This is a genomic window from Sphingomonas sp. OTU376 (assembly GCF_038440415.1).
Classification (GTDB): Bacteria; Pseudomonadota; Alphaproteobacteria; order Sphingomonadales; family Sphingomonadaceae; genus Sphingomonas; species Sphingomonas kyeonggiensis_A.
Genome location: NZ_JASATQ010000010.1, coordinates 77683 through 98499, shown reverse-complemented (window position 1 = coordinate 98499; position 20817 = coordinate 77683). Strand labels below are relative to the sequence as shown.

At 65.9% G+C, this 20817-nt stretch carries 11 protein-coding genes; 2 read left to right on the top strand and 9 right to left on the bottom strand.

The genetic code is table 11. From position 1 onward, the window contains the following. Positions 1-3 precede the first annotated feature (3 nt). Positions 4-951: an ROK family protein gene (locus tag AAHM44_RS06840; RefSeq protein WP_342249488.1), complete on the bottom strand. Its 948-nt coding sequence runs from the start codon at positions 949-951 to the stop codon at positions 4-6. A gap of 132 nt (positions 952-1083) precedes the next feature. Between AAHM44_RS06840 and AAHM44_RS06835 the strand changes: the two genes are divergently transcribed. Further along, the gene (locus tag AAHM44_RS06835; protein ID WP_269574764.1) at positions 1084-2409 is read left to right on the top strand and encodes a sugar porter family MFS transporter; all 1326 of its coding nucleotides are present in this window, start codon (positions 1084-1086) and stop codon (positions 2407-2409) included. Positions 2410-2435: 26 nt separating this feature from the next. Further along, complete coding sequence (locus AAHM44_RS06830) at positions 2436-3659, top strand: ROK family transcriptional regulator (RefSeq protein ID WP_342249487.1); 1224 nt, start codon at positions 2436-2438, stop codon at positions 3657-3659. Positions 3660-3725: 66 nt separating this feature from the next. Here AAHM44_RS06830 and AAHM44_RS06825 read toward each other — a convergent pair whose 3' ends face one another. From AAHM44_RS06825 to AAHM44_RS06790, 8 genes are all read right to left on the bottom strand, one after another. Further along, the gene (locus AAHM44_RS06825) at positions 3726-6044 is read right to left on the bottom strand and encodes a GH92 family glycosyl hydrolase (RefSeq protein WP_342249486.1); all 2319 of its coding nucleotides are present in this window, start codon (positions 6042-6044) and stop codon (positions 3726-3728) included. A 17-nt stretch (positions 6045-6061) separates the two neighbouring features. Continuing rightward, on the bottom strand, positions 6062-7501 hold the full coding sequence (locus AAHM44_RS06820; RefSeq protein WP_342249485.1) for a glycoside hydrolase family 125 protein: 1440 nt from the start codon (positions 7499-7501) through the stop codon (positions 6062-6064). A gap of 22 nt (positions 7502-7523) precedes the next feature. After that, entirely contained in the window at positions 7524-9863 is a 2340-nt protein-coding gene (locus AAHM44_RS06815) for a GH92 family glycosyl hydrolase (protein ID WP_342249484.1), read from the bottom strand. Positions 9864-9907: 44 nt separating this feature from the next. After that, positions 9908-10960: a glycoside hydrolase family 43 protein gene (locus AAHM44_RS06810; protein WP_342249483.1), complete on the bottom strand. Its 1053-nt coding sequence runs from the start codon at positions 10958-10960 to the stop codon at positions 9908-9910. Positions 10961-11127: 167 nt separating this feature from the next. Continuing rightward, complete coding sequence (locus AAHM44_RS06805) at positions 11128-14109, bottom strand: TonB-dependent receptor (RefSeq protein ID WP_269574759.1); 2982 nt, start codon at positions 14107-14109, stop codon at positions 11128-11130. A 162-nt stretch (positions 14110-14271) separates the two neighbouring features. Beyond that, positions 14272-16266, bottom strand: coding sequence for a glycoside hydrolase family 2 protein (locus AAHM44_RS06800; protein WP_342249482.1), 1995 nt, complete (start codon positions 16264-16266; stop codon positions 14272-14274). Positions 16267-16277: 11 nt separating this feature from the next. After that, positions 16278-18695, bottom strand: coding sequence for a GH92 family glycosyl hydrolase (locus AAHM44_RS06795; protein ID WP_342249481.1), 2418 nt, complete (start codon positions 18693-18695; stop codon positions 16278-16280). A gap of 426 nt (positions 18696-19121) precedes the next feature. Further along, a complete protein-coding gene (locus tag AAHM44_RS06790; protein ID WP_342249480.1) occupies positions 19122-20798 on the bottom strand; it encodes a GMC family oxidoreductase in 1677 nt (558 codons plus the stop codon). Positions 20799-20817: the final 19 nt, after the last annotated feature.

The window sequence follows — 20817 nt, the reverse complement described above, 5'->3', positions numbered from 1 at the left end:
CACTCACCTGGCAGCGGCTGCCGTCGCAAGCGCGAGGTCGGCGACGGCGATGGCGCCAAGCGGCCCCGCCTTGTCGCCCAGCGCAGGCGCCACGATGTACGGCCCGTCGTCCGGCAGCGTCATATAGCCGTTGAGGCTGGCACGGAGCGCCGCTTCGATCCGGCCGAGCAAATGCGACTGGCCGGTCACCACGCCGCCGCCGATCGCGATGCGATGCGGCGCGGTGGAAGAGACGATCGCATGGCACATCATGGCCAGCGTGTGGGCGATCGGCGCCCAGACGGGATCATCCTCCGCCACTTCGCCGACCGATCGGCCGCCCAGGCGCAGCTTCAGCGCCGAGCCCGAGGCCAGGCCCTCCACGCAATCATCGTGGAAGCTGCAGAAGCTCGGCAGATCGTCGCCGGGCAGCCGCGGCACCCGGATATGGCCAAGCTCGCTATGCGCGAAGCCGCGCGTCGGCAGGCCGTGCACGACGAGGCCGACCCCCACGCCGGTGCCCACGGTCACATAGGCGAAGTCGTCCATCCCCCGCGCGCAGCCCCAGGCCATCTCGGCGAGCGCCGCACCGTTCACGTCGGTATCGAACCCGACGGGCACATCGAAGGGCGCCGACAGGATGCCGAGCACGTCGGTGCCCGGCCATGCCGCCTTGGTCGTCGCCAGGATCTGGCCATGGGTGGCGGATTGCGGATTGATGTCGATCGGGCCGAAAGAGGCGATCCCGAGCGCGGCAAAGCCGTGCGCCGCATCCCATTCGCGCAGGATCGCGAGGATCGCCGGCAGCGTCTCATCCGGCCGGGTGGTCGGCACGGTGCGCTGGTCGCGAATGTCGTCCGGACCGCTCGCCAGCGTGCAGACGCACTTGGTTCCGCCTAGCTCGATTCCGGCCCGAAGCGTCGACTTTCCATCGGGAATCGTCACGCCGAGAGCGTCCACGCTGCTGCGCACGGACCAGATAGCGACTGCATTCCCCTCTCCCATCAATAACTTGGCACGTATCTATACGAGTCTCTTGTCACGCGCTTCCGCTGCATTAATATTTCAAATTAGATAATTCAATGATCCGGAGAGGGGTCTGCGATGGATAAGGGAGCGAGCACGCTCAATCGATCGGCCGTGGGCGCCGCCAGCCTGGGCGGCCTGTTGTTCGGTTTCGACACGGCGGTGATCGCCGGCGTTACCGACGCCTTGCGGCACAGTTTCCATTTGAGCCCGGCCCAGCTGGGCGCGGCCGTGTCCGCCGCACTGGTCGGCACCCTGGTGGGGGCACTGGGCGCGGGACCACCGGGCGACCGCTTCGGCAGCCGCACGATGCTCTACTGGATCGCCGGCGCCTATATCCTCTCGGCGATCGGGTCGGCGGCGGCGGGCGGCCTGGCGATGCTCGTCGCCTTCCGGTTCATCGGCGGGCTCGCGATCGGCGGCTCTTCGGTGCTGGCGCCGGTCTATATCGCCGAGGTCAGCCCGGCCGAGCGGCGCGGGGCACTGGTCGGCCTGTTCCAGCTCAGCATCGTGATCGGCATCCTCGCCGCCTATGTGAGCAACTTCCTGATCGCCCGCGCGATCGACGGTGAGCTCGCCTGGCGCGTGAAGCTGGCCGTGGCGGCGGCCCCGGCCCTGCTCTTCCTGCTGCTGCTCCTGCGCATCCCGCACAGCCCGCGCTGGCTGGCGCAGCGCGGCCGCCTCACCGAGGCGGGCAACGCGATCCGCACGCTGCGGATGGGCGATCCCGAAACGCTCCTCCCCCAGTTCACCGCGGCGGCCATACCGGGCAGCGCCGCCCGGCTCAGCTGGGCGCTCCACCGCCGCCCGATCCTGCTCGCGTTCGCGCTGGCGCTGTTCAACCAGCTGTCGGGCATCAATGCGATCCTCTATTATCTGGGCGATATCTTCGCCGCCGCCGGGTTCAGCGCGGTGTCGGCGGACCTGCAGGCGGTGGCGATCGGCGTCGCCAACCTGCTCGCCACCCTGCTCGGCCTGGCGGTGATCGACCGGGTCGGCCGCAAGCTTCTCCTGCTGATCGGCGCGATCGGCACGGCGCTGGCGCTCGCCGCCGTCGCGACGATCTACACGCTGGGCCAGGGACAGATGTTCCTGCTGCCGGCACTGATCGCCTTCATCCTGTTCTTCGCGGTCTCGCAGGGCGCGGTGATCTGGGTCTATCTGTCGGAGATCTTCCCCACCGCGGTGCGCGCCCGCGGCCAGGCGATCGGCAGCGCGACCCATTGGGGAATGAACGCGCTTCTCGCTTTCGGCTTCCCGATCGTCGCGCAATATACGCAGGCCTTGCCTTTCTGGCTGTTCGCCGGTGCAATGCTGGTGCAGTTTGTCATAGTATGGCGATACTTCCCTGAAACGCGCGGCATTTCGCTCGAGCGGCTGGAAGGAACGCTCGAAGGGAAATGAGGGCACGTGATGGAGATGAGCTTGGCATGACAAGCAGTGCCCGCCGCGCCAGGCCGCGCCTTTCCGGTACCAATCTCGAACGTGCCGCCGATCACAACCAGCGCGTGACCCTGCACGCGATCCGCGTGCTCGGGCCGCTGACCCGCGTCGAGCTGGCGCGGATCACCGGGCTCACCGGCCCGGCGATCGCCAACATCACCAAGCGCCTGCTCCAGGACGGGCTGATCGAGGAAGCCGGCCAGCGCCGCGGGGGGCGCGGGCAGCCGCCGACCGCTTTGGTGGTGAAGCGCGACGCCTGCTACTCGATCGGCGTCAACATCGACCGCGATCACATCACCATCGTGCTGGTCGACTTCTCCGGCGAGACGCTGACCCGCACCACCGAGGAGGTCGATTTCGCCCTGCCCGGCCAGGTCCGCGCGCTCTATCGCCGTTCGATCAAGAACATGCTGCGCCGGGCGGATGTCGACGTGGCCAAGGTGGTCGGGCTGGGCGTGGCGATGCCTGACGATCTCGGGCTGGTCGACCTGCCGGGGCGCCCGGCCAACTATGCCGATTGGGAACAGACGGACATCGCCGCGCTGTTCGACGAGCCGTTCAATCTGCCGGTGTTCGTCGAGAACGACGCCGCCGCCGCCGCGATGGGCGAGATGCAGCTCGGCCACGGCCAGAGCAACAACAGCTTCTTCTACATCCTGCTGTCCTCGGGCCTGGGCGGCGGCCTGGTGATCGACGGCACCTATATCCGCGGCGCGGACGGGCGCAGCGGCGAGCTGGGCTTCATGCGCGCGCAGGGCGAGACCGGCGAGCAGATCCAGAGCCTGGTGTCGCTCTCCGGCCTGACCCGCAGCCTCGAGGCGGCGGGGCACAGCCTGGCCGACGCCCGCAGCCGGACGCCGGAGGCATCGGTGCAGCATTGCATCGCCGACTGGACCGAGCGCGCGGCACACCAGCTGACGGTGCCGCTCGATGCGGTGAACTGCCTGATCAACCCTGCGGTCGTGCTGCTCGGCGGCCGGCTGCCCACCGCGCAGCTCGATGCGCTGGCGGCCCGCACCGACGCGCTGATGCGTGAGCGGGCGCCGCAACTGCCGGCGGTGGCGCCGGTCGCCCGCGCCGCCTTGTCGGAAGACGCGCCCGCCGTCGGTGCCGCGATCCTGCCGTTCAGCCACTTCCTGCTGCCCAAGCCGGGCGCGCTGTGGAAGGCGCAGGGCAGCGCCGATGCGGAGATGGACGGAATCGACGCCTAGGCTGGCCGACGTCCAGATGCGGCGGTTGGTTTAGCTGCTCGCCGGAAGAGTGAGTGGCGATACGCCCTAACCGGTGCGCCCGAACGAGGGCGGGCGATCGGCCCTGGCGGTGCCGAAGCTGGACGGCTTGTCGCCCATCTCGAACACCAGCTCACCGCCCTTCGCCAGCTCGGCATGGGCGATCCAGTTCTTCGTCCAGGGCTTGCCGTTCCAGCGCACCGACTGGATGTACGGGCGGTCGGCGCCGTTCCCATTGGCGAGCACGCGTAGCGTCCTGCCTCCGCCCAGATCGACCTCGACGCGGTCGAATAGCGGCGAGCCGAACACATAGAGCGCGCTGACCGGATCGACCGGATAGAAGCCCAGCGCCGAGAAGACGAACCACGCGCTCATCTGGCCGCAATCGTCATTGCCGATCTCGCCGTCGGGATCGTTCCTGTACATCTCGAGGCACAGGCGGCGCACCATCGCCTGGGTCTTCGCCGGGGCACCGGCATAGGCGTAGAGATAGGCGACATGGTGGTTGGGCTCGTTGCCGTGCGCATACTGGCCGACCAGACCCGAGATGTCGGGCGGCGCATTCTCCGGCAGCGTCGAGGGCGCGTTGAACAGCGCGTCGAGCTTCTCGACGAACGCGGCATCGCCGCCGAAATGCGCGATCAGGCCGTGCACGTCATGCTGGTTGAGGAAGGTCGCCTGCCAGCCATTCGCCTCGGTATAGTCGCGGTGCAGCTTGGGATCATGGCCGATCTGGATCGGATCATAGGCCGCCCACCACTTCCCGTCCGAGAATTTCGGCCGGGCAAAGCGCGTCGAGGCATCGAGCACGTTGCGATAGTTGAGGCTGCGCTTGCGCAGCGCCGCGGCATCGTCCTTCGCGCCCGCGGCGTCGGCGAGCACCGCCATCGCCCAGTCGTCATAGGCATATTCCTGGGTGCGGCTGACCGACTCCCAGATCTTGTCAGCGGGGATATAGCCGAGGTCGTAATAGTAGCCACGGCCCAGCGAGCCGTCGCTATCCTTGAAGTCGCGATCGAAGGCACGCCGGCGGATGTTCGGCCAGGCGGCGGCGTAATCGGCCTTGATGCCCTTGGCATGCGCCTCGGCGAGCACGGAGACCGAGTGCCAGCCGATCATGCAGCCGGTCTCGATCCCCTGGAGCTGCCACACCGGCGGGCCATAGGGGCTCTGCTGCGTCTGGCGGATCAGGTCGCGGGTGAAGGTGGCAGCGCGATCGGGCTGCACCAAAGTGAGCAGCGGATGCAGCGCGCGATAGGTGTCCCACAGCGAATAGGTGCTGAACGAGGCCTCGCCCGCCGGCACCTTATGCACCTGCTGGTCCATCCCGACATAGCGGCCGTCGCGATCGGTGAAGAGCGTCGGCGCGAGAAAGCAGTGATAGAGCGCGCTCGCCAGGATCGTGCGCTGGTCCGCACTGCCGCCCGCCACGCGGACGCGGTCGAGCTCCTTCGCCCAGAGCCGCCGCGCCTTGCTCGCCGCGCCGTCAAAGTCCCAGCCCGGCGCCTCGCCCGCCAGCGCCGCCTTCGCGCCGGCGACATCGACCGCGGAGATGCCCGTCTTGATCTGGATCGGCTCGCCGCCCGCCTCGTCGAAGAACAGGGCGACCTTGAGCCGGTTGCCGGCGATCGACCGGGCGCCCTTGGCCGCCGGCTTGTTGTCGTCGCCGAAGAACTCGACGCGGTCGGGCTTGCGCGACAGCTGCATCGCGAAGTGGATCATCCGCCCCTTCGCCCAGCGGTGCACGCGGCGGCTGCCGGTGAGCATGCCGTTCGCGTCAAGCTGGAGCGAGGCATTGTCGAGCGTCACGCCCTTGTCCCAGACGTCGCGGATCATGTGCGCGAAGTCGACCAGGATGTGCCCGGCGCCTGAAGGGAAATGATAGCGGTGCAGGCCGGTGCGTTCGGTCACCGTCAGCTCGGCGAGCACCCCGCTCTCCAGCTTCACCCGGTAATAGCCGGGCTCGGCCGCTTCCTCCGAGAAGCGCTGGCGATAGCCGAGGTCCGGGTTCTCGAGCGTGCCGGGATCGAGCTGCAGCGGCCCGCGCGTCGGCACCACCAGCACGTCAAGCATGTCGCCGATGCCGGTGCCCGATAGATGGGTGTGCGAGAAGCCCATGATCGAGGTGTCGCTGCGGTGATAGCCCGAACAGGCATCCCAGCGGGCATTGTCGGTATCCGGGCTCAACTGCGCCATGGCGAAGGGCAGCGAGGCACCCGGGAAGGTGTGGCCATGCCCACCGGTGCCGACGAACAGATTGGGTTTGCCGGGCGCGGCGCCCTGGGCGACGGCGGCACGCGGAAGCGCGGAGCCAAGCGCGATGGTGCCGGCTCCGGCGAGCAGCTGGCGGCGATTTGCGGTGATCATGCGGTTCCTGCCCTTCCCTAGAGCTTCTGCGCGAGCAGCGCCGGCTTGCGCCGGGCGATGTCGAGGATGAGGTCGCCGAACAGGCCATTGGCCCAGGCGAACCAGCTCCGCGTGAAGTTGGCGGGATCATCCTTGTGGAAGCTCTCGTGCATGAAGCCGGTGCCGCCATGCGAGGCCTTGAGCCATTTGAGGCACTGGGCCACCGTCGCGTCATCGTCGTGGATCAGCGCGCGGGTGATCAGCGACATCGGCCAGATCATGTCCATGCCGATATGCGGCCCGCCGATCCCTTCGCCGAACTTGCCCTTGAAGAAATAGGGATTGCGTTCGCTCCAGGCGAGCGCAGCGGTACGAACGTAGAGCGGGTCGCGCTTGTCGGCGGCGCCGAGCAGCGGCAGGCCCGACAGGCTGGGGACGTTGGCGTCGTCCATGAAGATGGCATTGCCATAGCCATCGACTTCGAAGGCCCAGACCTGGCCGCCCTTCCCGTCCGGCATCTTGCCATGCGCGTCGAGTGCCGCCTGGACTTCCGCGGCGAGCGCCAGCGCGTCCTGCGCCGCCGCGGTGTCGCCGCGCGCCTCGTTGTGCACCTGGGCGAGCATCCTGAGCGCGGAGACCGCGAACAGGTTCGACGGGATCAGGAAAGGGAAGACACAGGCATCATCCGAGGGGCGGAAGCCCGAATGGATCAGCCCGACCTTGCGGGTCGGCGCGCCGAAGCCGCCGAACATCAGCGTTTCGGTCGGCGAGGGATCGACGCGCTGGAAATGGTACGGGCCGGGTCCATCCTTGCGCTGCTGCTCGCGGAAGGTCGCCACCGCCCGCGCCGCGCCCTGCGCCCAGAGCGCGTCGAACGGCGTCTTGTCGCGCGTCGCGGTCCAGTAGCTGTGGGCGAGGCGCATCGTATAGGCGAGCGAGTCGATCTCCCATTTCCGCTCGGCGACGCCCGGCTTCATGTCGGTCCTGTCGTTCACCGCCGACAGGTTCGACTTGGCGGTCGGGTCCGGGGTGAAGGCGTTGGCGTAGGAATCGATCAGGATGCAGCGCGCCTGGCGCTGGATCGCGCCCTGGAAGACACGGCGCAGATCGGCGTCCCTGGGCGTCAGATGGACATAGGTCTGGAGCTGGGCCGAGCTGTCGCGCAGCCACATCGCGTCGATGTCGCCGGTGATGACGAAGGTATCGGGCTTGCCGTCCACCGTGCCGAGCCGCACCGTGGTGTCCAGCGTGTTCGGGTAGCAATTCTCGAACAGCCAGGCGAGTTCGGGATCGGCGATCTTCGCCTTCACCGCCTTGATCTCGGCCTCCACCGCTTTGCTGACGAACCCGCGTTGAGCGACCGGCGGCCGCTTCGATACGAATCCCTCCGCCTGCCCGGCCGCCGCCAGCGCCCGCACGGACAGGGCCGCCGACATCGCCAGCGCGCCTGCCCCCATCATCACCTCACGACGCTTCATCACCCTCTCCCGTTCTTGTTGTTCAGCGCGCCGCCGGTGCGCTCATCGAGAAGGGCGCATTCGACTTGGCCGTGCCCCATTTGGTGTTCGGGTTCGGCCCCATCACGAAGCGCAGCGTGCCGCCGCCCTGCAACTCCTCGCGGGAGAACCAGGGCTTGTCGTGCGCCTTGCCATTCAGAGTGACCGACTGGATGTAGACATTCTTGTCGCCGTTGTTGGCGGACTCGATGTTGAGCAGCTTGCCGCCCGGCATGGTCAGGCGGACATTGCGGAACAGCGGGCTGCCGATCGCATATTGCCCCACCGTCGGCGTCACCGGATAGAAGCCCAGCGCCGAGAAGACGTACCAGGCCGAGGTCTGGCCATTGTCCTCGTCGCCCGGATAGCCGTCGGGCGCGGCCGAATAGAGCTTCTTCATCACGTCGCGGACATGCGCCTGCGCCTTCCACGGCTGGCCGGCCCAGTCATAGAGGTAGATCATATGCTGGATCGGCTGGTTGCCATGGGCGTACTGGCCCATGTTGACGATCTGCATCTCGCGGATCTCGTGGATCACCTGGCCATAATAGCTGTCGTCGAAGATCGGGCGGGTCGAGAAGATCGAGTCCAGTCGGTCGGTGAACTTCCGGTCGCCGCCCATCAGGTCGATCAGGCCCTGCACGTCCTGCATCACCGACCAGCTGTAATGGAGCGAATTGCCCTCGGTGAAGGCATCGCCCCATTTGTAGGGATTGAACGGCTTGGACCAGCTGCCGTCCTGGTTGCGACCGCGCATCCAGCCGCTCTCCTGGTCGAACAGCTTGCGATAGTTCTGCGCCTGCGCCGCGTATTGCTTCGCGTCCTCGGTCTTGCCCAGCGCGGCGGCGAGCCGGGAGAGCGAGAAGTCGGCGGTGGCATATTCGAGCGTGCGCGCGGCATTCTCGTTGATGCCCACGTCATAGGGGACGTAGCCGAGCTTGTTGTAATATTCGACGCCCTCGCGGCCGACCGCGCCGACGACGTTGCCGCGCTTGTCGCGGGGACGCCCTTCCGAGGTGGTCGCGTTCTTGACCATCGCCTCGTACAGCGTCTCGACGTCGAAGCCGCGCACGCCGTTGAGATAGGCATCGGCGATCAGATTGGCCGAGTTGGAGCCGATCATCACGTCGCGGTGCCCCGGGCTCGCCCATTCGGGCAGCCAGCCGGATTCCTTGTAGGTGTTGACCAGCCCCTGCATGATCTCGCTGTCGCGCTCCGGGTTCATCAGCGCGAACCAGGGGAAGACCGCGCGCCACGTGTCCCAGAAGCCATTGTCGGTGTAGAGGAAGCCGTCGTGCACCTTGCCGTCATAGGGGCTGTAGTGGACGGTCTTTCCGGCGGCATTCACCTCGTGGAACATGCGCGGGAACTGCAGCATGCGGTACATCGCCGAGTAGAAGGTGCGGCGATTGTCGAGGTTCGGATCGCTCACCTGGACCTTGGAGAGTTCCTTCTCCCATTCCGCCCGCGCCTTGGCCTGGGTCTGGTCGAAGCTGTCCTTGCCCAGCTCGCGATCGAGGTTGAGCGCGGCCTGTTCGGGGCTGATGAAGGACGAGGCGACCTTGACGTTGACCTGCTCGCCGGCACGCGTCTTGAAGCTCACCACCGCGCCGACATGATCGCCTTCGCTGGCATTGGCGCCCGAGACCTGGCCGTTGTCGTCCCAGGTGCGGGTGACTTCGAAATCCTTGTCGAACTGGGCGACGAAGTAATTGTGGAAGTTGCTCGGCACGCCGCCGTGATTGTTGCGGACATAGCCGATGATGCGGCGGTTGGCGGCGTCGATCTTCACCATCGAGCCGCCGGCATAGCCGTCGATCAGGATGTGCGCGTCATCCGTCTTGGGGAAGGTGAAGCGGAAACTGGCGGCGCGATTGGTTGGCGTGACCTCCGCGGTCACGTCATAGTCGGCGAGATAGACCTTGTAGCCATAGGCCCGCGCTTCCTCTGCCTTGTGGCTGTACCAGGAGGCACGCTCGTCTTCCTTGACCTTGAGCGGGCCGGTCTCGGCGAAGAGGCCGAACGCGGCATAGTCGTTCATCCAGGGGCTGGGCTGGTGGGTCTGCTTGATCGCGTTGATCTTGTGCGCGCTGTAGGTGTAGCCCCAGCCGTTGCCCATCTTGCCGGTGACCGGCGTCCAGAAGTTCATGCCCCAGGGCACGGCCACCGCCGGATAGGTGTTGCCATAGGACAGCTCATAGCTGCTGTCGGTGCCCATCAGCGGGTTGATCAGGTCGACCAGCGCAGGCTCCGCCGTCTGCGCCATTGCCGGCGCCATGGTCGTGCCGAGCGCACTGGTGAGCAGCATTGCCGAGATGCAGCACGCGCCGATGAACTTCCTCACAATCCCAATACTCCCCTGCTCGATTTCGTACGTGCTCGTGTCCGTTACCGCGCCTTGAACGGCCGCGGCTTCACGCCTTCATTGGTCATCACCACCGGCTTGATCGAGCCGTCCGCGGTGAATTCCATCCGGTCGATCGCCATCTCGCGATGCTCGCCCTTGTCGTCGCCCAGCGGGCGGCGGTGATAGACGATGTACCAGTCGTCGGTGCCGGGCACGTTGACCACCGAGTGATGGCCCGCGCCCCGCGCGATCTTGAAGTCCTGTTCGAGGATCTTGCCCCTGGGGGTGAACGGCCCGAGCGCGGTCGGCCCGGTGGCATAGGCGACGCTATAGTCGGGGCCGGTCCAGCCGCCTTCCGACCACATCAGGTAATAGACGCCCTTGCGCTTGATGAGGAACGAACCCTCGACATAGCCGGGCGGCGTGATTTCCCTGTAGGTGCTGCCGTCCGCGAAGGGGACGACCGAGCGGAGGTCGTCGCTCAGCTGCACCACATTGCAGTGCTTCCAGCCGCCGTAGAAGAGGTACACCTTCCCGTCGTCGTCGCGGTAGACGAACGGATCGATCGGCTGCGCGCCATTGTGGAACTTGCCGATCAGCGGCTTGCCCAGCGCATCCTTGAACGGTCCGCCCGGCTTGTCCGAAACCGCCAGGCCGATGCCGCCGACCTCCGCATCGCTCTGGATGTCGTTGGCGCTGAAGAACATGTAGTAGCGCCCCTTGTGCTCGAGCACGGAGGGCGCCCAGATCGCATAGCCCGCCCAGGCGATGTTCTCGACGTCGAGGACGTGGCTGTGCTTGGTCCAGTGGACCAGGTCGGGCGACGAGAAGGCGTTGAAGAAGGTCTGCTGCACATAGGACGGACGCACCGTCTTCTGCTTGCGCAGCTCCGTCTGGTGCGGCGTGAAGCGCCTGGTCACGTCCGGCGCGCCATAGTCGTCGGAATAGGTCGGGTAGATCCAGTATTTGCCGCCGAACACACGGATCTCGGGATCGGCGTACCAGCCCTTCACGATCGGATTCGCCGCCCAGGCGATCCCCGCGGTCATCATGGTGGCAGCGGCGGCGATGATGCCTGCCCGGATCTTGTTCATGCGACCGTCCCCTTATTCCTCCACCCCGAAGTCATGGGCCGCCGGGCCTCAGGGGACCCGGCGGCTGCATGATTGTCGTCCTCTCCCCTGCCCCGCCGGAACGGGGGTGGAGGTGGCCCGGGGGGAAAGGGCCACCTCCTGAGTCAGGGGGCTGACTCATTCGATGATCAGAACTTGTATGCCATGCCCAGATAGAAGCGACGGCCCGAATAGACGTTCGAAATGAACCGGTCCTTCGTGTCGTTGCCCAGGTGCTGGCGCTGCTCCGACTTGGTCAGGTTGATGACCGAGCCGGTGATCTGGAAGTTCTTGAAGACGTCGACCGCGGCGTTGAGGTCGACCTGCTCATAGGGATCGTCATAGACGTTCAGGCCGGACGACAGCCCGCGCACCACCTCGCCGCGGCGATTGTACGAAGCGCGCACCAGGATCGGGCCGTGCTCGTAGAAGATCGACGCATTGAGCTGGGTCTTGGCGCTGCCCACCAGGGGCGATTCACCAAGCTTCTTCCCGTTCAGCGCGACGTCCGCCATCGAGGTGTCGTTGTAGGTGAAGTTCACCTGCGCGCCGAGGCCGAAGTCCAGCGTGTGCTGGGCATAGACTTCGACACCCTGCGACACGGCGCTCGAGCCATTGGCCTGGGTCGCATATTGCTGGACCGTGACCGTCTGGCCGGCGACTTCCTGCGGCAGGTCGATCACGACCGGCACGATGAAGTCCTTCACGTCCTTGCGGAACAGGGTCGCGCCCAGCACCGAGCCACGGTGGAAATACCATTCCACGCCGAAGTCATACTGCCAGGCGTTGAACGGCTTCAGGTCGAAATTGCCGCCATCGCCGAACCAGCCCGGTCGCGCGCCGAACTGGGCACGGTCGAACACGAATGCATCCGAGTTGAAGGTCAGGCCGCGCGAGCCCGCCAGGTCGCCATAGCCCGGCCGTGCGATCACCTTCGACGCCGCCGCACGCAGCAGCAGGTTCGGCGTCACGTCCCACGAGATGTTGAAGCTCGGCAGGAAGTCCGTGTAGGTCTTGCTCTCCGAGTTCGGGCTGAACACGCGGAGCTGGCGCTGCGATTCCGGGATCACCGAGCAGTTGCCGTCCGCGCCCACGGGCTTGTTCGGGTCGAACGCGCCACCCGGTCCGTTGACGCAATACTCGTTCTCGTAGGTGATGCGGTCGGTCGAGGTGCCGTCCTGCTTGGTATTCACCACGCGCAGGCCGATATTGCCGCGAACCGTGCTCGTCTTGAAGTTCAGCTGGCCATAGCCGGCCCAGATGCGCTCGCCGATGTTGTAGACGTTCTGCGGCTCGGGAACGCGGACCGGGCCGCTATAGGTCTTGTTCAGATAGTCGATATAGTTGCGGATGTTGATCGCCGGGAAGGCGCTCGTCTGGAACCCGCCGGCGATGTTGCCGAGCGAGCTCGGGTAGAAGATCTCCGGCAGCGCCAGCGCGCCACCCGGCGTATCCTGGAAGCGCAGGGTGTTGGCGGCGTCCGAATACCATTCGAAGCGACCGGTCTCGCGGTGGATGGCGGCATCGCGCCACTTCGCGCCGACCTGGATCGAGTCGAAGAAGGGCGAGTCGAACTTCCGGGTCAGGTCGACCTGGGCATAACGCTGGGAGAGCGAGCTGTTGGTGAATCCCGAACCCGTCGAACCCAGGTCGATCTGCGCCACGCCGTTCAGCATGTTCTGGATCACGTTGGGCGAGAAGTTCATCGCGATCGACTGATCGGTGAAGTTCCAGGCGCTGAGCGAGTTGCCGTTGACCGAGCCGTTGCGCGGCTTGGCCTGGGCATAGAACTGGAACGACGGGCCACCGGTCGCCTTGGTCTTGCCGAAGACGAAGTCAACGTTCAGGTGGCCGAGTTCCCAGTTGCCGCGCACTTCATAGGTGTTGGAGACGCTCTTCTCGCGGACATAGGTGTCCTGCGGTGCCGGGGTTTCCATCGTGCACATGTTGCCGGGAACGCGGCAGCCGGTGCCTTCGGGCGGAACCTCGAAGGTCGCGCCGGTCAGGACCGTGCCGCTCTTGTCGAACGTCGCGCCGGTGAAGAAATTGCCATAGCCCCATTCGGGGATCTTGATGCTGCTGCGGGTGTAGTCACCGTTCAGCTGGAAGCGAAAATAGTTCGCCGTGATCTCGAGATTGTCGAACGGCTTCATCTGCGCCGTCGCCTGGATGCCCAGGCGCTTGCGCTTCTGCTCCATAATCGTTTCGCTGACCGACTGGGGCGCCCAATAGCCGCTGTAATGCTTGCCGTCGCGCGTGGTGGTGCCGGCGTTGTTGCCGCTGTTCCAATAGTCGATGGCGGAATCATTGGCGAAGGTCTTGCCGTTGACGTCGGTCGCCGGATCGGTGGCCTTGTCGTCGGTCCACCAGTGCCAGCTGTCGCCCGAGGCGCTGAGCGAGCGGTTCGTGCGCACCTGGTAGGTGGCGCCGACCAGGAAGCCCAGCGTCTTGTCCTCATTGTGCCAGGAGAGCAGGCCGGAGACGTTCGGCTCGACCTTCTTGGTCACGTCCGAATAGGTGCCTTCGGCGGAGACGGTGCCCGACCAGGGCTTCAGGTCGAACGGCTTGCGCGTGCGGTTGATGATGACGCCGCCAACACCGCCTTCATCGAGGCGCGCTTCAGGCGACTTGTACACTTCCACGCTGCCGATCAGCGTCGAGGGCAGCAGCAGATAGTTGAACGAGCGCGAGGGGTCCCCGCTGTCGGCCGACGCGATGAAGTTGCCGTTGAGCTCGGTCAGCGTCAGGTCGGAACTGAGGCCGCGGATGCTGACCCGGCTGCCTTCGCCGCCGTCACGATCGATGATGACGCCCGGCACGCGCTGCAGCGAGTCTGCCACGTTCTTGTCCGGGAACTTGCCGATGTCCTCGGCCGTGATCACGTCGACAAAGGCGTTGGCCTCGCGCTTCTGGTTGAGGCTCTTCTCGATCGAGCCGCGATAGCCGGTGACGATGATGTCGCCACCCTGGGCACCCGCATCCTGCTGTGCCTGCCCTGCGTCCTGTGCGGACTGGGCGGCATCCTGGGCATGGGCCACACCGCTCATCGTGATCGCGATGCTGGCCGATGCAAGCAGTTGGCATATCAGCCGGTTGCGACCGGCCAATGGCGTGCGTGCACGAAAAGTCATCCCCTATTCCCTCTCCAAGTTCGGGCCAGGCGCTGGCCCGATGTTATGCGCCCTGGGTATTCCCTTGAGGCGCTTCAAAATCAGAATACTAAAATCAATTTGTCAATTGTATCCGGTTGCGGTCGTGGCGTTATCCCGACCAGCTGTTGCGCGTTTGCGCCCTTATGAGCCGCGCTTGCGCTTCCTGGGCGGCGGCACATCCTTCGCCGCCGGCTCCGGCTTGTCCCACAGCGGCGCGGCCATCCGGGCGAACGCCTCCGCCGGAGCCTTGGCCACCGCGCGATCATAGGTGAGCAAGCCGTTGATCTCGCCCTCCACATCGGTCGTCTGGGTGTAGACCGACGCGCTCAGGCCATTCTCCTTCGCCTGCCGCACCACCTCGTCGAACTTGCGGCGATAGCGGGCGAGATAGTCGTTGGAATCGGTAGTGACCTGGTAGCTCCAACGCTTGTCGTCGCGCCACAGATGCCCCTCGATCGGCCAGCCCACCCCGCCATATTCGCCGAGCACGATGGCGCGGTCGCTATGGCGTGCCGGCGTGTGCGGCACGTCCTCATAGGTGTGGATGTCGAACACGTCGGAATCGCGGCCCGCCACGTCCAGCCAGCCGCTGTCCGAATTGACCAGCCGGCTCGGGTCCATCCCGCGCACGAACCTGGTGAGCGTGGCGGAGTCATATTGCCCCCACCCCTCGTTGTTGACGACCCACAGGACGATCGAGGGGAAGGCACGCAGGTCGCCGATCATGTGCGACAGCTCGAACTGCTGCTGCGCCATCACTTCGGACGACAATACCGCCTGGCTCTGGCTGGTGCCGGCGAGGAACTGATCCTCGCCGCCGCCCGAGGGCATGTCCTGCCAGATCAGCATGCCCATGCGATCGGCGTCGTAATAATAGCGGTCCGGCTCGACCTTGATGTGCTTGCGGACCATGTTGAAGCCCGCCTTCTTCAGAAACTCCAGGTCGTAGCGCATCGCGGTTTCGGAAGGCGGGGTCAGCAGCCCGTCCGGCCACCAGCCCTGGTCGAGCACGCCATTGTGGAAATAGGGCCTGTTGTTGAGCAGCAGCGCCGGCTGGCCATGTACCTTGCCCGGCCCGACCGAGACCTTGCGCATCGCGAAATAGGCCTTGGCGATGTCGCGCGCGGCGCCTTCCACCTGCGCGGCGGCATAGGCCTGCCTCTCGCCCACGGTGAAGCGCGAGTCATAGGCAGCGCGGTCGCGCTCCTTCCGGTCGGCATAGGGATCGCGCACCGTCACCAGCTCGGCAACCAGGTCGTAGAGGAACGGGTCCTCGGGCGACCACAGATGCGCGTCGGGGATGGCGATGCTGGCATGGCGATTGGCGCGGATGATCGTCGAGCCGATCGTCTTGCCCTGCGAGCGCACGCTCAGGCGCACCGCGTCGGTGTCGCTCGCCCAGGCCGAAAGCGCGACATCGACTTCCACCGTGCCGCGATCGATGTCCGGCGTCGCGCGCACATCGGCGATGTGCAGCGCGGGCACCGGCTCGAGCCATACGGTCTGCCATATGCCGCTGACCGGCGTGTACCAGATGCCGTCCGGGTTCAGCAGCTGCTTGCCACGCGGCTGGCTGCCGGCGCTGGTCGGGTCGGCGACCTGCACGACCAGCTCGTTCGCCCCGGGCTTCAGATACGGAGTGATGTCGAAGCCGAAGCGGCTCGACCCGCCCTTGTGCGCACCGACGACCGCGCCGTTCACCCAGACATGCGCCTCGAAATCGACCGCGCCGAAATTGAGCATCACATTCTGCCCGGCCCAGTCGGCGGGCACGGTGAAGCTGCGGCGATACCAGACCCGGTCCTCGGGCTGCACCTTGCGCGCCACGCCCGACAGGCGGGATTCGACGGCGAAGGGCACCAGGATCTTGCCGTCCATCTGGGTCGGCTGCGGCATCGGCGCCGCCGCCCCGGTGATGGCATAGTCCCACTGGCCATTGAGGTTCAGCCACTTCTCGCGCTCGAGCTGCGGGCGCGGATAGCTGCGCCAGGCATTCTCCGGCGTCACATCGCGGCCCCAGCGGGTAATCATCGCACCGCCGGTATAGGTCGCATCCGCGTGGGCAGCTGGCGCCTGCTGGGCCAGTGCCTCGGTCGCGGCACCCGACAGCAACAGGGCGAGCATCATGGTACGCATCGTCAAACTCCTCAGTGCCGGCTCAGCGAAGGCGGCGCATCGGCCGGGCTGCTGCCCCAGGCCGGGTTGGGCTTCGCGCCCATGGTCAGTTCCAGCACGGCGCCGTTCGCGATGTCGGCGTGGCGGAACCACGGCTTGGTCCAGCTTTTGCCGTTCAGCGTGGCGGACTGGATGTAGAGGTTCGTCGCCGAATTGTTCTTCGCGACGATCTCGAGCGTCTTGCCATTGCCCATCCTGAGCGTGGCGCGATCGAAGATCGGGCTGCCGAGCACATAGACGTCGCTCGCCGGATCGACCGTGTAGAAGCCCAGCGCGCTCAGCACATACCAGGACGAAGTCGCACCCTGGTCGTCCATCCCCGGATAGCCATAGCCGGCGGCGTCGCTGCCATAGAGGTCGCGCAGGATGCGGCGCGACAGCGCCTGGGTCTTCCAGGGCTGGCCGCTCCAGGCATAGAGATAGGGGGCCTGCTGGTCCGGCTGGTTGCCCTGCACATATTGGCCGATCACGCCGGTGCAGTCGCGGCAGATGCCCGTGGGGTTGTAGGGCCTGGTGAAGAATTCATCGAGCTTGGCGTTGAACGCGGCCCGGCCACCCAGCGCGGTGATCAACCCCTGCACGTCCTGCGGCACCAGCCACAGGGTCGACCAGCCCGACGCCTCCTTCATCATGTGGTTGTAATAGGGCTCGGCCGGATCGAAGGGTGTGAACCACTTGCCGTCCTCGGTCCGCCCGCGGACAAAGCCGATCGAGCGGTCGAACACGTTGCGCCAGTTGCCCGCGCGCTTGCGGAACAGCGTGGCATCCTGCGGCTTGCCCAGTCGCTCGGCCATATCGGCGAGCGCGGCGTCGTCCCAGGCATATTCGAGCGTCTTGGCAGCACCCGCCTTGCCGTCCGCATGGGGCGGACTCGGGTTGCGGTCCGGCACCACGTCCGAGATCCAGCCGCGCGCCATATATTCGTCGAGGAAGTGGCGCGGCCCCTTGGGATCCAGCGCATTCTTGCGGAGATACTCGTACGCTGCCGCATAGTCGAACGCGATGCCACGCCGCATCGCGCCGAGATAGAGGAACACCGCATTGTCGCCGTGGAACGAGGTGTTCATGAACCCGCGCTCGCGGGCCATGTCGAGCTCGGACTGCATCACGTCGCGGGTCAGTTCGGGCTCGAGCAGCTCGAGCAGCACGATCTGGTTGCGGCCGGTATCCCAGAAGGGCACCGGGCCGTAGCGGTCATAGCTGGCGACCTGAGTCTTGCCGTTCGTATCGGTGAAATGCTCGCCCTTTCGCGCCACCAGCCGCGGGCTGGCGAAGGACTGGAACAGCGTCGAATAGAACAGCATCCGCTGCTTCTCGGTGCCGCCGCTCACCCGGACGCGGTCGAGGAGCTTCGCCCATTCGGCGCGCGCGGCACCACGGATGCGGTCGAAATTCCAGTCCGGGCTTTCCTGCCGCAGCCGCCGCGTCGCCGCCTCGTAGCTCGGGCCGTACGCGATGCGGACCAGCACCCGCTCGCCGTCGCGCGTGGTGAAATCGGCATAACTGCCGGCGAACGCCCCCTCGATCTGCCGGGCATCGGGCTGCACGTCCTTGTCGCCGATGCCATAGCCGCGGGCATTGCCCGGAGCCTTGCGAAAAGTGCCGAAACGCTTGAAGGGCTTGGAGAATTCCGCGACGAAATAGCGTCCATCGCGCGCATCGTTGTCGTTGCGGTCGCCAATGATGCCGCGCACCGTACGGTCGCCGACCACTTCGACCTGGCCGCCCCGCCCCTGCAGGTTCAGGATCACATGCGCCCGCTCGGTCGCCGGGAAGGTGAACCGCATCAGCGAGGTCGCCTGCGTCGCGGTCAGCTCGACCTTCGTCTTGAAGCTATCGAGGAACACCGAATAATAGCCCGGCGCCGCGACTTCATGCGCCTTGTCGTACCAGGCCTCGGTATAGACCGGCGGCACCGTCCAGTCGCCGACGATCGGCATCAGCATCGGCGTGGCGCGCGCACCATAGGTAGGGCCGCCGCCACCGGTGAAACCGATCATCGTGGGATTGGTGTAATAGTATGGGGTCGCTACGCCCCAGGGATAGCTCAGCTCGACATTCGAATTGACCGGTGCGGCCTCGACTGCACTGTGCGGCAGGCGCGCACCGGGTGAAGTCAGGCCGGAATAGAGTGGTTCGCCTGCGGGCGGCGCGTTGCCGATGAACTCGGGATTGTCCAGCGGCGCCGTACCCACCAGCGGGTTGGCGATGTCCACGGGGGCCTGCCCCGCATCCGCACGTCCGGAATCCTGCGCCATCCCCGATGACCCGATGGCCAGCAGCGATGCCGCTCCGGCCAATGCGGCGAAACGCGTGACACGGCGATGTACGAGATTGCCGATCGCGCGGCGACGTGCGCGATCCCCGGCCCGCAGAACGGAAGGCCCCATCTATCCTCTCCAAGAGAACGGCATCTCCACCGTTCATTGCGTTCCGCCTTTGCGGCGGTAACGAGTCGGAACTTCGATTAAATAAATCATTTTGTCAAATGAACTCGCGCACTCGAGGCGCAGGCCGACGCGCCCCGGTTATCCGCCTGCGCCAATTCTCCTGATAAATCAGATCGATGCCCCGCAGTGCCTCGACGGACATTTTGCCGCTGGTTTCGGCTCCGCGAAAATCGGATCTCGACCGCTTCTTGCAGGATCGAATAGCGCGAAGCACTCGTCGCGGAAGGACACGCGCGAGATTCGGCGCGGCCGGCCTGGCCGCAAGCCAAAACGATCCGTGCCGGCACGCTCCATGGAAGCGCACCGGCACGGATCAACTAGATTGGCAGACCTCTCCCGGCCCTCAACGTGAGCCGGAAAGCAGCCTCACCCGCTCGCGAGTTGCTTGACGGCGTAATCCGCCGCCCGCGCCGTAAGCGCCATGAAGGTCAGCGAGGGGTTCACGCAAGATACGGATGCCATCTGAGCGCCGTCGGTGACGTAGAGATTCTCGGCGTCGTGCGCCTGGCTCCACTTGTTCAGGACCGAGGAACGCGGATCGGCGCCCATGCGCGCGCCACCCATCTCGTGGATGGCGTCGCCGGGGACGTGCTCGTCCTCATAGCTCTTGACGTTGGTCAGCCCCGCGGCCTTGAGCATCGCCTCGCCCTGTGTCCGCGCGTCTGCCATCATTCGCAGCTCATTCTCGCGGAAGCGCACGTCGAAGCGCATCAGCGGCACCCCGAAGCGATCGACCTTGTCGGGATGCAGCGAGACGTGATTGTCCTCATAGGGCAGGCATTCGCCGAACGCGCCCATGCCGAACTTCCACCCGCCATATTTGCGCATCCCGTGCTTCATCGACGCGCCAAAGCCCACCGGCGGCGACGGCTCGCGCCGCGCGCTGCCCTGATAGCCATAGCCGCGCTTGAAGCCGACGCCCTCGTCCCCGCCATTGTTGCGGAAGCGGGGAATATAGACCCCGCCGGGCCGCCGGCCATATTCGATGAACTCTTCCATCCCCGGGATGTCGCCATCGATCGACACCCGGAAGATGTGGTCCATCACATATTTGCCGAGCGTCCCGCTGCTGTCGAAATGACTACGCCCGCTGCCCGCTGGCCGCGAGTTGAGCAGGATCTGGTTCGATGCCATCGCCGAGGCGCAGAGGAAGACCAGCCCGGCATTGACCACTTCCGCCTGCCCGGTCTTCGCGTCGATGAACCGGACCCCGGTGACGCGCTTCTTCGCGGCGTCATATTCGAGGTTGGTCACCACCGCGTCGGCACGCAGCGTCAGCCGCCCGGTCGCCCGCGCCGCCGGCAGCGTCACCGCCTGGGTCGAGAAATAGGCGCCGAACGAGCAGCCATTGCCGCATTGGTTGCGGAACTGGCACTTGGTCCGGTTCTGATCGGGCTTGTCCTCGGTCATGTTGGACAGGCGCGTGTTGATCAGCTTGCGTCCCGGAAACTCGGTTTCCAGCCGCTGCTTGAGCCACTTCTCCGCGATGTTCATCGGCATCGGCGGCTGGAATTCGCTGTCCGGCAGATAGGGCAGGTTCTCGCGCGATCCGGACACGCCGATATATTTCTCGACATAGCTGTACCAGGGCGCGAGGTCGTCATAGCGGATCGGCCAGTCGCCATCGATCCCGTCACGCTTGTTCGCCTCGAAATCGGCCGGACTCCAGCGGAAGCTCCACCGCCCCCAGATCAGCGATTTGCCGCCGACCGCACCGGGCCGGATCCAGTAGAATTTGCTGCCTTCGTCAAAGGCATAGGGGTTCAGCCGGTCGTCATTGTAGAAGGCCCGGTTGCTCGGCTGCACATAGCCGTGCTTGGCGATGAAATAGTCGCTGTCGCGCAGGCCCGGCGGCATCATGTTGCGCGCCGGCACCTCGAACGCCGGCTTGCCGTCATAGGTATAGCCTTCCCCGTGCTCCACCATCACGCCCCGGTCGAGCATGAGGACGCGCAGTCCCTTTTCGGTAAGCTCCTTGGCAGCGAACCCGCCGCTTACGCCGGAGCCGATGACGATCGCATCGAACCTGTTGGTCGAAGCCATGTTCTTCCCTCCCGAACCC

What these genes read in the sequence shown, in the direction of transcription:
- AAHM44_RS06805 (WP_269574759.1), bottom strand. Translation starts at nt 14,109, where the DNA reads ATGACTTTTCGTGCACGCACGCCATTGGCCGGTCGCAACCGGCTGATA.
- AAHM44_RS06800 (WP_342249482.1), bottom strand. Translation starts at nt 16,266, where the DNA reads ATGCGTACCATGATGCTCGCCCTGTTGCTGTCGGGTGCCGCGACCGAG.
- AAHM44_RS06795 (WP_342249481.1), bottom strand. Translation starts at nt 18,695, where the DNA reads ATGGGGCCTTCCGTTCTGCGGGCCGGGGATCGCGCACGTCGCCGCGCG.
- AAHM44_RS06835 (WP_269574764.1), top strand. Translation starts at nt 1,084, where the DNA reads ATGGATAAGGGAGCGAGCACGCTCAATCGATCGGCCGTGGGCGCCGCC.
- AAHM44_RS06820 (WP_342249485.1), bottom strand. Translation starts at nt 7,501, where the DNA reads ATGAAGCGTCGTGAGGTGATGATGGGGGCAGGCGCGCTGGCGATGTCG.
- AAHM44_RS06825 (WP_342249486.1), bottom strand. Translation starts at nt 6,044, where the DNA reads ATGATCACCGCAAATCGCCGCCAGCTGCTCGCCGGAGCCGGCACCATC.
- AAHM44_RS06830 (WP_342249487.1), top strand. Translation starts at nt 2,436, where the DNA reads ATGACAAGCAGTGCCCGCCGCGCCAGGCCGCGCCTTTCCGGTACCAAT.
- AAHM44_RS06790 (WP_342249480.1), bottom strand. Translation starts at nt 20,798, where the DNA reads ATGGCTTCGACCAACAGGTTCGATGCGATCGTCATCGGCTCCGGCGTA.
- AAHM44_RS06810 (WP_342249483.1), bottom strand. Translation starts at nt 10,960, where the DNA reads ATGAACAAGATCCGGGCAGGCATCATCGCCGCCGCTGCCACCATGATG.